This is a genomic window from Nocardia sputi, assembly GCF_023501985.1.
In genome coordinates, this window is sequence record NZ_JAMFLC010000001.1 from 50455 (window position 1) to 63895 (window position 13441).

Here is a 13441-nt window from a genome sequence, read left to right on the forward strand (position 1 = left end):
CTCCATCGTGCCGGAGGTCCGGTGGTTCACGAACCGTGACCGAGACCTCGCACCAACAGGCTCACCGTGTCCGCTCCGGCATGACGATCCTTCGAGATCTCTTGATATTCCGGCGATTCGGCCCAGGCGCGGAACGACGGCTCGTCGGGAAAGGACATCAGCACCACCTTTTCGCGGTCGGTGACGCCCTCGATGGTCTGCGGGGCTTCGTCGGCCGCCAGCAGCGTGCCGGAGTAGCGGACGAAGACGTCCAGGAATCGCGCCTGGTAGCGATCGTAAGCGGCGCGATCGGTGAACTTCAGCTGTGCGATCACATACACGGTCATGGCGGTGACCCTGCACTCACCGCCGCAGCAACGCAAGACATTCGACGTGGTGCGTGGCGGGAAACGCGTCGAAGGCGCGCAGATCGGCGAGGCGGTAGCCCGCGGCCTGGTACAGGCCCAGATCGCGAGCGAACGAGGCGGGATCACACCCGACGTGGATGACGCGCGCAGGCCCGCTGGCGGTGACCGCGCCGACCACTTCCTTGCCCGCGCCCGCGCGCGGCGGGTCGAGCACGACGACATCCGGCGCGGCCGCGCCGACGTGCTCGAGCACCCAGCGCTCCACCCGCTGCGCCCGCAGCTCCACCCAGGGCAGATCACGCAACGCGGCGGACCCGTCGGCCACCGCGGGCCGCGCAGATTCCACCGCCAGCACCACCCCGGTCCGCCCGGTCTGCTCGCCCAGGCGCGCGGCGAAGACCCCCGCGCCGCTGTAGAGATCCCAGGCCCGCCCGCCCGGCCCGAGGTCCGACCACTGCGCGATCAGATCCGAATAGCGTTGCGCCGCACCGCGATGTGCCTGCCAGAAGCCCGTCGCCGCGACCTCCCACCGGCGGCCCGCCACGTACTCGACCGCGCGGCCGCTTCCCCCGAACACCCACTCGTCACGCGCCGCGTGCGCCGCGGCACGTCGCGCGGACGCCTCGCGCCTGCCGTCGCGCCGGTTGTCCGCGCCGGCCCACGCTCCGCCGCCGCCACGCCGTCCCCCACGCTGATCGCGGCCGTGCGGCCGCTCACGCCGACCGCTTCCGGCGCGTTCACGCCGGTCCGGACCACCGGTCTCCGATCGCCGCCCACTCCCGCCGGGGCCGCGCCGATCCCCGCCCCGGCTGACCGGCTCGGCCTCGGCGGCGGGCGCCAGCTCGACGACGTGCCGGATCCCGTCACCGTCCACCGCGATGACCAAGTCCGCGCCCGGCGTCCACTGCCGGTCGGCGATTCCCTCCAGTGCCCCCGCGACCGGTTGCGGGCACCGCAGATCCGCGATCACGTCGGTGCTGCGATAACGATGTACTCCCGCGCGGCCGTGCGCGTCGACCGCGAGCCGTACCCGCGTACGCCATCCGCCGACCGCGTCCGGGGGTCCGATCGGCTCCACCAGCACTTCGCGCTCGATACCGGCCACCCGTCGCAACTGTTCGGCCACCACCGCGGCCTTCATCGTGCGCTGGGCCGTCGGCGTGGCGAACGAGAAATCGCAGCACCCCGCGCCACCGGGACCGGAGACCGGGCAGATGGCGGGCACCCGGTCCGGTGACGCCTCGAGCACCTCGACCGCGTCGGCCCGGCAGAACGAGCCGCCGCGATCCTCGGTGACCCGGACCCGCACCAGCTCACCGGGCAGTCCGTGCCGGACGAACACCACGCGTCCCTCGTGCCGCGCGACGCAGAAGCCGCCGTGCCCCGGCGGCCCGAGCCGCACCTCGAACGTCCTCGTCCGCCGATCGTTCATCGCGCATGCTCCGCGAGCGTCATGTCCGGTCCTCGTAGCCGCGCCGCCACGCACCGGCCGCGTTCACCACACCCGGCGCCTTGGCCCGAGCCGACGAACTCAGCTGCCACGGCACGCTGGTCACCATCACGCCCGGCTCGAACAGCAGCCTGCCCTTCAACCGCAGCGCGCTCTGGTTGTGCAGGATCTGTTCCCACCAGTGTCCGACCACATACTCGGGGATGAACACGGTCACCACGTCGCGCGGGGCGTCCTTGCGCACCCGCTTCACATAGTCGAGGACCGGTTTGGTGATCTCGCGGTACGGCGACTCGATGACCTTGAGCGGCACCGTGATATCGCTTTTCTCCCATTCGCGCACCAGCGCCCTGGTGTCGGCATCGTCGACGTTCACCGTCACCGCCTCCAGCGTGTCGGGGCGGCTGGCGCGCGCGTAGGCCAGCGCGCGGCGGGTCGGCAGATGCAGCCGGGAGACCAGCACGATGGAGTGCGAGCGGCTGGGCAGCACGCCGTCCCACTCGTGCTCGTCCAGCTCACGCGCGACCGAATCGTAGTGCCTGCGAATCAGCTTCATCACGACGAAGATCGCGACCATGGTGAAGATGGCGATGTAGGCGCCCGCGAAGAACTTCGTGATCAGCACGATCACCAGTACCGCTCCGGTCGCGGAGAGACCGACCGCGTTGATCACCCGCGATCGCTTCATCCGCCCGCGTTGCGCCGGGTCGGTCTCGGTGCGCAGCAGGCGGGTCCAGTGGCGCAGCATGCCGGTCTGGCTGAGCACGAACGATACGAACACGCCGACGATGTACAGCTGGATCAGCTTGGTCACCTCGGCGCCGAACAGCACCACGAACGCGATGGCCGCACCGGACAGGAACAGGATGCCGTTGCTGAACGCCAGCCGATCCCCCCTGGTGTGCAGCTGGCGCGGCAGGTAGCGGTCCTGCGCCAGGATCGAGCCGAGCACGGGGAACCCGTTGAACGCGGTGTTCGCGGCGAGCACGAGGATCAGCGCGGTCACCGCCGTGATGAAGAAGAATCCGAGCGGGAACCCGTGGAACACCGTCTCGGCGAGCTGGGCGATGAGCGTCTTCTGGTGGTAGTCGGCTGGTGCGCCGGTCAGGTCGGCGACGTTGTGCGCGTAGACGACTCCGATCTTCTGGGCGAGGATGATGATGCCCATCAGCAAGACGATCGCGATCGCCCCCAGCATCAGCAGGGTGGTGGCGGCATTGCGCGATTTGGGTTTACGGAAGGCAGGCACCCCGTTGCTGATCGCCTCCACACCGGTCAGCGCGGCGCAGCCGGAGGAGAACGAGCGCGCGATGAGGAAGGCGAACGCCAAGCCGTAGAGATGCTCGTGCTCGGCGATCAACCCGAAGCCGGCCGATTCGGCCCGCAATTCCTCGCCGAGCACGAAGATCCGAATCAGCCCCCAGCCGAGCATGATGAACATGCCGGCGATGAACGCGTAGGTCGGAATGGCGAACGCGGTGCCCGATTCCCGCACGCCGCGCAGATTGATCGCGGTCAGCACCGCGATGGCTACGACGGCGAACAGCACTTTGTGGGTGGCGACGAACGGAATGGCCGAGCCGATATTCGACGCGGCCGAAGAGATCGACACCGCGACGGTGAGTACGTAATCGACCAGCAGCGCGCTGCCGACGGTCAGCCCGGCGTTGGGGCCGAGGTTGGTGGTGGCCACCTCGTAGTCGCCGCCGCCGGAGGGGTAGGCGTGCACGTTCTGCCGGTAGCTGGCCACCACCACCGCCATGACGAAGGCGACCGCCAATCCGACCCACGGGGCGTACAGGTACGCCGCCACCCCGGCAGCCGAGAGGACGAGGAAGATCTCCTCGGGGGCGTAGGCGACCGACGACATGGCGTCCGAAGCGAACACCGGAAGCGCGATCCGCTTCGGCAGCAGTGTGTGGCCGAGCGAGTCACTACGGAAAGGCCTGCCCAGCAGCACTCGCTTCGCTGCCGTCGTCAACTTGGACACTGGAGCGAGCATAGGCCCCCGCACGGTGGATCGCGCGCGTGGCTCGCAGGTTTGCTCGCGGGCTGGAGGGGGAACGTGGCCGGTGGAATCATTCGACGGGTAGCGTTCGACCGAACGGCAGATCAGACCGAACACCATGGTTTCAGGAACGAGGTTGCACGGTGTACGTAGTGGTCATGGGGTGCGGGCGGGTCGGCTCGTCACTGGCCCATGCCCTGGTCCGCGTAGGTCACGAGGTCACCGTGATCGATCGGGACCCCAGTTCCTTCCTACGCCTGGGATCCGACTTCCCCGGTGAGCGGGTGACAGGCGTCGGATTCGATCGAGATGTGCTGATAAAGGCGGGAATCGAGCGAGCCGAAGCGTTCGCGGCGGTCTCCTCCGGTGACAATTCGAACATCATCTCCGCCCGGGTCGCCCGAGAGATGTTCGGGGTGGAGCGGGTGGTCGCCCGCATCTACGACGCCAAGCGCGCGGCCGTCTACGAACGGCTCGGGATCCCGACCATCGCGACGGTCCCGTGGACCACCGACCGCTTCCTGCGCGCGCTCATCGGCGACACCGGCACCACCACCTGGCGGGACCCGACCGGAACGGTTGCTGTGACCCAGCTGACGCTGCACGAAGAGTGGTACGGCCGCACGGTGCGCGACCTCGAGCAGACCATCTCGGCCCGAGTGGCGTTCGTCATCCGGTTCGGCCAGGCGCTGCTTCCCGACAGCAAGACCATCATCCAGGCCGACGACATCGTCTATGTGGCCGCCGCATCCGGCACCGTGGGCGAAGCCGTCGCCATGGCCACCAAGCCCCCAGCGAGCGAGGATTGAACATGAAAGTGGCCATCGCCGGAGCGGGCGCCGTAGGCCGTTCGATCGCCAGGGAGCTTCTGCGCGGCGGACACCGGGTCATGCTGTTGGAGCGTCAGCTCGAGCACATCGATGCGGTCGCGATCCCCGACGCGATCTGGGTGCACGCGGACGCGTGCGAACTCGCGCTACTGGAGCAGGCCGGGCTCGAGACCTACGAGGTGGTCATCGCGGCCACAGGTGACGACAAGGCGAACCTGGTGCACAGCCTGCTGGCCAAGACCGAGTTCGGGGTGCGGCGCGTGGTGGCGCGCGTGAACGACCCGCGCAACGAGTGGCTCTTCGACGGTTCCTGGGGTGTGGACGTCGCGGTATCCACGCCGCGGCTGCTGGCCTCCCTGGTCGAGGAGGCGGTGTCTGTCGGCGATCTGGTGCGCCTGATGACGCTGCGTCAGGGCCAGGCGAACCTGGTGGAGATGACACTGCCCGCGGACACCGCGCTGGCGGGCAAGCCGGTGCGCACGCTCACCCTGCCGCGCGACGCCGCCCTGGTGACCATCCTGCGTGGCGGGCGGGTGATCGTGCCGCAGCCGGACGACGCGCTGGAAGGCGACGACGAGCTGCTGTTCGTGACCTCGGTGGAGGCAGAGGAGGACCTCCGGGTGGAACTCGCCAATCACGGCATCAGGCCATAACTCCCCGTACACGGCCGGATGCGTTGTCGGCGAAGCGCCGCACGCGGGACTACGCGGCCGGCTTCAGCTGCGCGCGCAGCTTGTTCAGCGCCCGGTGCTGCATCACCCGGACCACGCCCGGGCTGGTGCCGATGGCTTCGGCGGTCTGCGCCGCCGACCAGCCCAGCATGATGCGCATCACCAGCACGTCACGGTGCGCGGGCGCCAGCACTTTCATGAGTTCCCTTGTGGCGGTGCGCCGTTCGGAGGCCAGCGCCCACTCCTCCGGGCCGGCCGCGGAGGATGCGCGGTCCGGGACGTCGGGCGTCGGGTAGGCGGGATGCTGCTGCGAGCGGCGGAACGCGTCGGCGACCTTGTTGGCCGCGATGCCGTAGACGAAGGCCAGGAACGACTTGCCCTGATCGCGGTAGCGCGGAATGGCGTTCACGGTGGCCAGCAGGATTTCCTGCACCACGTCGTCGGCGGTGACGTGCAGATGGGCCGTGTTGCCCAGGCGCGCACCACAGTAGCGGCGCACCAGCGGGTGCACGATCCGGATGATCTCGCTGATCGCTTGCCGGTCGCCCGCGGCCGCCGGGCCGATCAGCTTGTCCAACTCGGCCGATACCCGCCGGCTCTCCGAGAGAGCGGGATGGTGGTTCTTGGGCAGCGCCGCGGTGTTGTGCTCGGTAGCCACGTCCGAGTCCTTTCTTGCCGATCAGTGCGTGTTCTCGGTACGCATAGATCGTCTGATGAACGCGGAACGGCAACCAGGCACCCCAGGGTGGGTTACCACCCACCTCGGCGGTGGGACTTACCCCACCCCTGTGGTTTTCGCCGGGCGGCGGCGCGGGGCCGACGCTCAGGCCGAGCCGGTCGCGGCCACCGTCTTGGTGGGCAGGTGACCAGCCCGGCGCACCGCCCAGATGGTGACGCCCAGCGCCACGGCGGTCAGCGGCCAGCCCATCCCGATACGGGCGAACGCGAGCCAGCCCGTCCGGTCGGTGTCGTAGAGCTGCGACTGCACCAGGTAGCGCGCGCCGAACACCACGATCCAGGTCGTGGTGGCCAGGTCGTAGAGTCGCACCGCGCGCGGATCGGACCGCCAGTCCGAGCCGTGGCCGTTGAGCACCCCCCAGATCACGCCGACCAGCGGCCGACGAACGAGGATGGACACGAGGAACGCCCCGGCGTAGAGGAGGCTGGTGTAGATGCCGAAGAGGAAGAACCCTTTGGCCTCGCCCATCCGGTAGGCGATGAAAGCGCAGATGCCGACGCCGAAGAAGCCCGAGATGGCGGGCTGAATGGGATCGCGCCGCACCAGACGCCAGAGGAGGATGGCGGCGGCCACCCCGAGAGCCGACCAGATGGCGGCGGTCAGCCCGGCGACGCTGTTGACGGGTACGAACACGACGACGGGGAGCGTCGAGTAGATCAGGCCGCTGAAGCCGCCGAGTTGTTCGAGGAGGGTCTGCTCGGCACGTTCTTCCTCACGGTCGGGCACGGCGAGCCCGGTGCGGTCGTCCGATCCTGCGTTGTCGTCGCTCAATGGCATACGTCAGCTGTTCCCGCGCAATTCGTAGTAAGGGTTGAAGATCACTTTGCGGCCGTCCCGATCGCCCACCCGGCCACGGACGAGGATGCGCCGACCCGGCTCGATGCCGGGAATGCGCCTACGCCCGATCCAGACCAGCGTGATGGCGTCGGTGCCGTCGAAGAACTCCGCCTGGACGCTGGCGCCTGCGGACTTGGGACACGCTTCGACGCTGCGGAGCCTACCGAGCATGGTGGCCTCGTCACCGCGTCGGCACTCCGACGCGCGACACGCTCCCGAGGCCTCGGATGTCTCGGCCAGCTCTTCGGCATCCAGCTGATCGATGTCTTCGGTCAGCCTGCGGCCCAGACGGCGAAAATATCCTGAGGCTGCGGATGACATTGTGCACGCTCTCCTGCGTAGAGCAGATGGCGTGGGTCGCACACCATCGTGAGGGATCCGATCCGCACGACCTGTCGTGGTCGTACAACGCCACTGTAGATGGGCCGGGCGACCCCCGCTACGCTCGGACCGATGTTCGCCTCCCCACACCTCGCTCGCGTCGTGGCACTGCCCGGAACCGGGTCCGACGCCGCCTTCGCCAGGCGCGCCTTCGGGCCCGCCAGCGCTGCCCGCGGACTGGAATTCGTCGCGGTGGAACCGGACCCGCGCCGCGTGGTGGCGAGCTGCCGGGCCGCGCTGGACGCCGCGGCGGATTCGGCACCGGTGCTGGCGGCGGGGATCTCGCTCGGCGCCGCGATAGCACTGGAGTGGGCGGCCGAGCATCCGGATCGCGTCGTCGGGGTCGTGGCGGCGCTGCCCGCCTGGACCGGGAGCGACACCGCCGCCTGCCCGGCCGCGCTCAGCGCCGCGGCCACCGCGGCGCAACTGCGCGCCGACGGTCTGGCGACGGTGCTCGACCGCATGCGGTCGAGCAGTCCGCGGTGGCTGGCGGACGCGCTGACCCAGTCCTGGCGGGCCCAGTGGCCGGATCTTCCGCAGGCGCTGGAGGAGGCCGCGGACTACAAGTGGCCGGACGTCGAGCGGCTGGCCACCTTCGAGCCGCCGCTCGCGGTGGTCGCCGCGGTCGACGACCCGGTGCACCCGGCGGCGGTGGCCGAGGAGTGGGCGACGGCGGCCCCGCACTCCCACCTGCACCGGATCACCCTGGAAGAACTCGGCGCCGACCCCGCGATACTGGGGCACGCGGGGCTCGGCGCCTTCGAGTGAGTTCGTCGGCTCGGTCGGCTCAGTTCAGGCCGAGCTGCTGCATGGCCGAGCCGTCCGCACCGCGTCGAGGTCCCTGCGACATCCGCGGCACCACTGGCTGCGCGCCGGTCTGCGCCGCCGCCTGCGCGGCCATCGCCTGCTGTTGAGCTTCGACCTGCTGCTGATGGGCCGCGGCCAGCTGCTCGGACAACTGCTGCGGCAGCACGACGGGCAGCGGCTCGCGCACGGGCAGCGGGTCCTCGCCACGCCGCACCACCGTCTCGCTCAAGATCGCGCGCGCCGCCTTCACCAGCGGACTGCCGTCGTCCGCAGCGCCCGAGGGGCCCGCCGCGACCAGCCGCACCATCCAGCGATAGCCGTCCACACCGATGAAACGCAGGTCGGCGCCCTCGGTCAGGGCCAGCAGTTCCCGGCCCCACGGGCCGTTCTCCACCGACACCCTGGCCCCGTCCTTGCGCAGCGAGTCGGCGAGATCCGCGGCGACCAGCCGCCATTGGCCGGAGGTCTTGGGCGCGGCGTAGGCCGCGACGGTGATCCGGCCGTGCTCGGTGGCCAGGTGCACCGCCTGCGGCTGCCCCTCCGGGGTCATCTCGACCTGCAGCTGACCGCCCGGCGGGACCGGCAACAGGACCGACCCGAGATCCAGCCGCTGCTCGGACACCGAATCCAGCAGTTCGGCGACCTCGTCGTAGTCGTAGGGGCCGGGTCGGCCGTGCGGCCGGTCGGCGTCGAGGTCGACGCCCTCGTACGAGCGCTCGTCGGTGGGGGCGTCGTCGTAGAAGTCGTCGTCGTAGTCGGACTCATAGTCGGACTCATAGTCGGACTCGTAGTCGGACTCGTAGTCGGACTCGGGCTCGTAGTCGGCGTAGTCCTCCGCCTCGTCGTATCGGTCGTCCGCGGCCCGGCTCGACTTCTTTCTCTTTCCGAACATTCCCGTCATGCCTCCTTGCCGGTCGTCCGGCCCGCCCCGTTCGTCTGCGCGGTCAGGCTCGCGTGGCCGCCGCTGGAGCCGTAGCCGCCCGCCCCCCTGGTCGTCTCGTCGAGCGAGTCGACCTCCACGAAATCCACCAGCTCCACTCGTTGCACCAGCAGTTGCGCGATCCGGTCGCCGCGACGCAACTCGATCGGCGTGCGCGGGTCGTGGTTGATCAGGCACACCTTGATCTCGCCCCGATACCCTGCGTCGATCGTGCCCGGGGTGTTGACCACCGACAGGCCGGCCTTGGCCGCCAGACCCGAGCGCGGATGGATCAAGCCGACCGTGCCGGCCGGTAGCGCGACGGCGACACCGGTGCCGACCAGCACCCGCTCGCCCGGCTCCAGGATGACGTCTTGCGTGGTGCACAGATCCACGCCCGCGTCGCCCGCATGGGCGCGCGTGGGCACAGGTATGCCGGGGTCCAGCCGCAGCAAGGGTATGGGTGAAAGTGCGCTCACGTTGGACGAGCCTACGCGTAGGCTGTTCGCCCTCGTGACTTAGTGTTGACTCGTGTCGGACCAGCCCAATCCCATGACCGCGGACGAGAAAAAGCAGCAAGCGCACCTGTACCGGGAGCGTCTGTGGGTGCCGCTGTGGTGGTGGCCCGTGGCCTTCGCTCTCACCGGGTTGCTCGCGGCGGAGATCCACATGGGAGCCCCGGGATTACGGGCGTGGCTGCCCTACGTGCTGCTGTTCCCGGTGCCGGTCTGGGTGCTGCTGTGGCTGAGCAGACATCGCGTCGAAGTGGCGCCGGACGCGACCGGGACACCGGAGTTGCGCGCCGATCGCGCGCATCTGCCGGTGAATTTCGTGGCCCGCGCGGCCATCGTCGCCCCCACCGCGAAAAGCGCGGCGCTGGGTCGCCAGCTCGACCCCGCCGCCTATGTCCAGCATCGCCCCTGGGTGGGGCCGATGGTTTTGCTCGTGCTCGACGACCCGGACGATCCGACGCCGTACTGGCTGGTCAGTACGCGGCGGCCCGAACGGGTCCTTGCCGCGCTCGGTCTACCGAGCGCGGGCTGACACATTGTTCGATTTCGTCGAGATCAGGCGGCGCAATCCATGCAGATCATCTGGCCGCCCTTCTCACTGGCCAGCCTGCTCCGGTGATGGACCAGGAAACAGCTGGAACAGGTGAACTCGTCGGCCTGCTTCGGGATCACCCGAACCGTCAGCACTTCCTCGGACAGGTCGGCGCCGGGAAGCTCGAACGACTCCGCGGTATCGGATTCGTCGATATCCACGACGGCGGACTGTGCCTCGTTACGACGAGCCTTCAGCTCCTCCAGCGAATCCTCCGACACATCGTCGGTTTCGGTGCGCCTCGGTGCGTCATAGTCGGTTGCCATGTCGTCTTCCCCTCGTCCTAACTCCGTATATCCCGGACCGGTCCGCTCACACCCGATTCCTGCCGGAACCGCCGCGACGGAAGCCGCCCCGCCGGTGGTGCACGTCACACGTACACCGGTCGCCTATCAGGGCGGATCGTGCCGATCCACTCCCGATAGCGCTGGGTAAACGCAGGACATGCCCTTCTTGTTCCCGCGACCGACCACTGATTTCCGCACCGGCGATTCGATCTGGGCCGCCAGACAATAGCGGACGCCGGAGCAAAAGTCGCAATCAAAACACAGACGAGTCGAAATCGAGGGCCAATCGACACCGTTCGGGGAACGCACCGAGACCTTGCGCCGCGCCCTCGCCACATTTTCGTAGAGTGTGCTGGTGGTTTCACTGATCACCGAAGGCAGCGCGACGGATCCGCAAGGTCGTCCGTTCCTGCGCCGCCGCCCGCAGCCCTGGCTCATCATGCTCGGCGTTCTCGCTCTGATCAGCGGGATCGTCTGGATCAAAGCCCTCACGACGCACGACACCGACTACACCGCGATGGCGTGCAACTCACCGAGCCCCGCCTCGGATCCGGGTGCGCCCCAAGCGACTCCGCTCGGTCAGCGGGTCGGCGCGGGGCGACTGGAAGACGTGGAACCCGCACCGCTGTCAGCGAGCAAGGTGCGCGTGCTGAACGCCAACAACCAGCGCGGGCAGGCCGCGCACGTCGCCGCCAAGCTCGGCGACCTCGGCTTCGCCGGCGCGCCAGGAATGCAGTACGGCAACGATTCGGTATACGTCAACGGCGACCTGGAATGCGCCGGACAGATCCGCTTCGGCGTCAACGGCCGACCGGCCGCCGCATCCGTGCAACTGGTCGCGCCGTGCGCCGAGCTGATCGAGGATCAGCGCGGCGACGACACGGTCGATCTGGTGCTCGGCTCGTTGTTCCGGGACATCCGGCCCAGCAACGACGCCGAGGAAGTGCTGCGTTCGCTCAAGAACCCCGCGCCGGGCAACTCCACATCCATCGATATCAAGCTGCTCGACGCCGCGCGGAACGCGCGCTGTTGACCAGCCGCGCGGAACGCGCGCTGTTGATCAGCGGTCCGGAATCGGCTCGGTAGCGCCGACCCGGACCAGCAGTTCCCCGAGTTCGTCGGCGATGCCGGGCGCGGCGGCCACCACCAGGTCGCCGTCGGTGCCCGGCGCCGTCGCGGGCGGCAACGTCAGCCGCGCGCCCGCCTCCGCGGCGATCAGCGCGCCTGCGCCCCAGTCCCAGGCGTTCAGTCCGTGCTCGTAATAGGCGTCCACCCGGCCCGCCGCGACATGGCACAGGTCCAGCGCCGCCGCGCCGAAACGACGGATGTCGCGCACGTGCGGCAGCACCTGCGCGACCAGTTCCGCCTGCCTGGTCCTGCGGTGCCTGCCGTAGGCGAATCCGGTGGCGACCAAAGCCATCGCGACCGATTCGACGGGCGTGCAGCTCAAGTGCTCCACCACGCCGTCGGCGTCGACCCGCAGCGCACCGAGGCCGAGCCCCGCGCTGTAGGTGGCCGCCCGCGCCACGTCCACCACGGCGCCCGCGACCGGTCGCCCGCCACGCAGCGCGGCGACCGACACGGCGTAGCCGGGGACGCCGTAGAGGAAGTTGACGGTGCCGTCGATCGGGTCCACCACCCAGTGGACGGTGTCGGCGCTCGCGTCATCGATGCTGCCGCCGCCCTCCTCGCCGAGGATCGGGTCGCCGGGGCGCTGTTCGGCGAGCAGTTTTCGGATCAGCTCTTCGGTCTCGGTGTCCACGATGGTCACCGGGTCGGTCTCGTGGCTCTTGGACTGTACGGCGCCTTCGGCGTGCGCGCCCGAAGGCCCGAACACCTCGGGACGGCGGGTGCGGACATGGGCGGCGGCCGTCTCGGCGATGTCGACCGCGATACGCCGCAGGTCGGCTTCGTCGCCACGCGCGACGATCGAGACGAACGAGTCGGAGGTGTAGTCGGACACTGACGATGTGGTTTCCGGCACGCCTTCCATCGCATCACATATCCTCGCCGAACGCCCAGCCTCGGGGTCGCATTATCCTTGTCGTGCACGACACAGCGCCGTCGTCGGGCATCCCATCGCAACGCCCGCCGTGGCGCCGTGGGCCCCGTGCAGCGCTGTCATCACATCGGCCAGCACAGGGAACGAGGGGTTAGTCATGTCCGCTCGGGGGCACGCATTCGGCATCGATATCGGCGGCAGCGGCGTCAAAGGCGGCGTGGTCGATCTGGCCACCGGCGAGTTGGTCCACGAGCGGATCAAGATCGCGACGCCGCACCCCGCGACACCGTTCGCCGTGGCGGAGGCGGTGGCCGAATTGGTCGCCAAGGCCGGGTGGAACGGTCCGGTGGGCCTCACACTGCCCGCCGTGGTGATCGGCGGTGTGGCACGCACCGCGGCCAACATCGACAAGTCCTGGATCGGCACCGACGCGCGCGCGCTGTTCTCCGCCGCCCTCGGCGGCCGGCCGGTCACCGTGCTCAACGACGCGGATGCCGCGGGCATGGCCGAGGACCGCTACGGCGCGGCCAGGAATTTCGCGGGACTGGTCATGCTGCTGACCTTCGGCACCGGCATCGGCTCCGCGTTGCTCTACCACGGCACGCTGGTGCCCAACACCGAGCTCGGCCACCTGGAGGTCGGGGGCATGGAGAGCGAGCACCGCGCGGCGGCCTCGGTGAAGGAACGCGACGACCTGACCTACGAACAGTGGGCAGCGCAGGTCAGCCTGGTCCTGACCACACTGGAGAACCTGTTCTTCCCCGTCGTCTTCGTCGCGGGCGGAGGCATCAGCAGGGACGCCGAGCACTGGATTCCGCTGCTCACGAACCAGACCCCGGTCATTCCGGCGCGCCTGCGCAACACCGCGGGCATCGTCGGCGCCGCCATGGCGATCGCGGGGGGTGTCGCCCCATGAGGCGCGCGGGTACCGCGAGGATGCCGTTCCCGGCATCGTGCCGTAGGTACCCTGGTTAGATCGTTACAATGGAACGTGCCCGGCTGAGCCGGAGAAACCCCGACCGGCGCTGCGCCGGTGAAACCCGACAGATCGCTCCGCCG

The 13441-nt window shown here is 69.4% G+C and carries 16 protein-coding genes; 6 read left to right on the top strand and 10 right to left on the bottom strand.

What is annotated here, in order from left to right; genetic code table 11:
* Window positions 1-26: 26 nt before the first annotated feature.
* Genes M8859_RS00260 through M8859_RS00270 form a run of 3 tightly spaced genes read right to left on the bottom strand, consistent with a single transcriptional unit; the run spans window position 27 to window position 3787 of the window.
* Window positions 27-326, bottom strand: a complete 300-nt coding sequence (locus M8859_RS00260; protein WP_159919484.1) for a DUF1330 domain-containing protein — start codon at window positions 324-326, stop codon at window positions 27-29.
* 16 nt (window positions 327-342) lie between these two features.
* On the bottom strand, window positions 343-1779 hold the full coding sequence (locus tag M8859_RS00265) for a class I SAM-dependent RNA methyltransferase (protein ID WP_195070541.1): 1437 nt from the start codon (window positions 1777-1779) through the stop codon (window positions 343-345).
* A 19-nt stretch (window positions 1780-1798) separates the two neighbouring features.
* Window positions 1799-3787 carry an APC family permease gene (locus M8859_RS00270; protein WP_159919488.1) on the bottom strand — a complete coding sequence of 663 codons (1989 nt, stop codon included), beginning with the start codon at window positions 3785-3787 and terminating at the stop codon, window positions 1799-1801.
* 161 nt (window positions 3788-3948) lie between these two features.
* Between M8859_RS00270 and M8859_RS00275 the strand changes: the two genes are divergently transcribed.
* Together M8859_RS00275 and M8859_RS00280 are read left to right on the top strand one after the other, a co-directional pair.
* Window positions 3949-4614, top strand: a complete 666-nt coding sequence (locus M8859_RS00275) for a potassium channel family protein (protein WP_159919490.1) — start codon at window positions 3949-3951, stop codon at window positions 4612-4614.
* A 2-nt stretch (window positions 4615-4616) separates the two neighbouring features.
* The gene (locus M8859_RS00280) at window positions 4617-5288 is read left to right on the top strand and encodes a potassium channel family protein (RefSeq protein ID WP_159919492.1); all 672 of its coding nucleotides are present in this window, start codon (window positions 4617-4619) and stop codon (window positions 5286-5288) included.
* 49 nt (window positions 5289-5337) lie between these two features.
* On the opposite strand, the gene M8859_RS00285 is transcribed toward M8859_RS00280, so the two are convergent.
* The 3 genes from M8859_RS00285 to M8859_RS00295 form a co-directional block, all read right to left on the bottom strand.
* Window positions 5338-5964, bottom strand: coding sequence for a sigma-70 family RNA polymerase sigma factor (locus tag M8859_RS00285; RefSeq protein ID WP_159919494.1), 627 nt, complete (start codon window positions 5962-5964; stop codon window positions 5338-5340).
* 165 nt (window positions 5965-6129) lie between these two features.
* The gene (locus tag M8859_RS00290) at window positions 6130-6822 is read right to left on the bottom strand and encodes a DUF3159 domain-containing protein (RefSeq protein ID WP_159919496.1); all 693 of its coding nucleotides are present in this window, start codon (window positions 6820-6822) and stop codon (window positions 6130-6132) included.
* A 3-nt stretch (window positions 6823-6825) separates the two neighbouring features.
* Window positions 6826-7203, bottom strand: coding sequence for an OB-fold nucleic acid binding domain-containing protein (locus tag M8859_RS00295; RefSeq protein ID WP_067808861.1), 378 nt, complete (start codon window positions 7201-7203; stop codon window positions 6826-6828).
* A gap of 132 nt (window positions 7204-7335) precedes the next feature.
* Here M8859_RS00295 and M8859_RS00300 point away from each other — a divergent pair, with 132 nt between their 5' ends.
* Window positions 7336-8031: an alpha/beta fold hydrolase gene (locus tag M8859_RS00300; RefSeq protein ID WP_159919498.1), complete on the top strand. Its 696-nt coding sequence runs from the start codon at window positions 7336-7338 to the stop codon at window positions 8029-8031.
* Window positions 8032-8050: 19 nt separating this feature from the next.
* On the opposite strand, the gene M8859_RS00305 is transcribed toward M8859_RS00300, so the two are convergent.
* Entirely contained in the window at window positions 8051-8962 is a 912-nt protein-coding gene (locus tag M8859_RS00305; RefSeq protein WP_195070539.1) for a DUF3710 domain-containing protein, read from the bottom strand.
* A 5-nt stretch (window positions 8963-8967) separates the two neighbouring features.
* Window positions 8968-9468, bottom strand: coding sequence for a dUTP diphosphatase (gene dut, locus M8859_RS00310; RefSeq protein WP_159919502.1), 501 nt, complete (start codon window positions 9466-9468; stop codon window positions 8968-8970).
* Window positions 9469-9541: 73 nt separating this feature from the next.
* Between dut and M8859_RS00315 the strand changes: the two genes are divergently transcribed.
* Entirely contained in the window at window positions 9542-10033 is a 492-nt protein-coding gene (locus M8859_RS00315; RefSeq protein WP_159920241.1) for a DUF3093 domain-containing protein, read from the top strand.
* A gap of 23 nt (window positions 10034-10056) precedes the next feature.
* On the opposite strand, the gene M8859_RS00320 is transcribed toward M8859_RS00315, so the two are convergent.
* On the bottom strand, window positions 10057-10359 hold the full coding sequence (locus M8859_RS00320; protein WP_014986697.1) for a DUF4193 domain-containing protein: 303 nt from the start codon (window positions 10357-10359) through the stop codon (window positions 10057-10059).
* Window positions 10360-10735: 376 nt separating this feature from the next.
* Between M8859_RS00320 and cei the strand changes: the two genes are divergently transcribed.
* On the top strand, window positions 10736-11413 hold the full coding sequence (cei, locus tag M8859_RS00325) for an envelope integrity protein Cei (RefSeq protein WP_159919504.1): 678 nt from the start codon (window positions 10736-10738) through the stop codon (window positions 11411-11413).
* Window positions 11414-11440: 27 nt separating this feature from the next.
* Here the strand turns inward: cei and M8859_RS00330 are convergent, their stop codons facing one another.
* Window positions 11441-12373 carry an inositol monophosphatase family protein gene (locus M8859_RS00330; protein WP_372492815.1) on the bottom strand — a complete coding sequence of 311 codons (933 nt, stop codon included), beginning with the start codon at window positions 12371-12373 and terminating at the stop codon, window positions 11441-11443.
* A 166-nt stretch (window positions 12374-12539) separates the two neighbouring features.
* Between M8859_RS00330 and ppgK the strand changes: the two genes are divergently transcribed.
* On the top strand, window positions 12540-13298 hold the full coding sequence (ppgK, locus tag M8859_RS00335) for a polyphosphate--glucose phosphotransferase (protein WP_195070536.1): 759 nt from the start codon (window positions 12540-12542) through the stop codon (window positions 13296-13298).
* The last annotated feature ends 143 nt before the right edge of the window (window positions 13299-13441 follow it).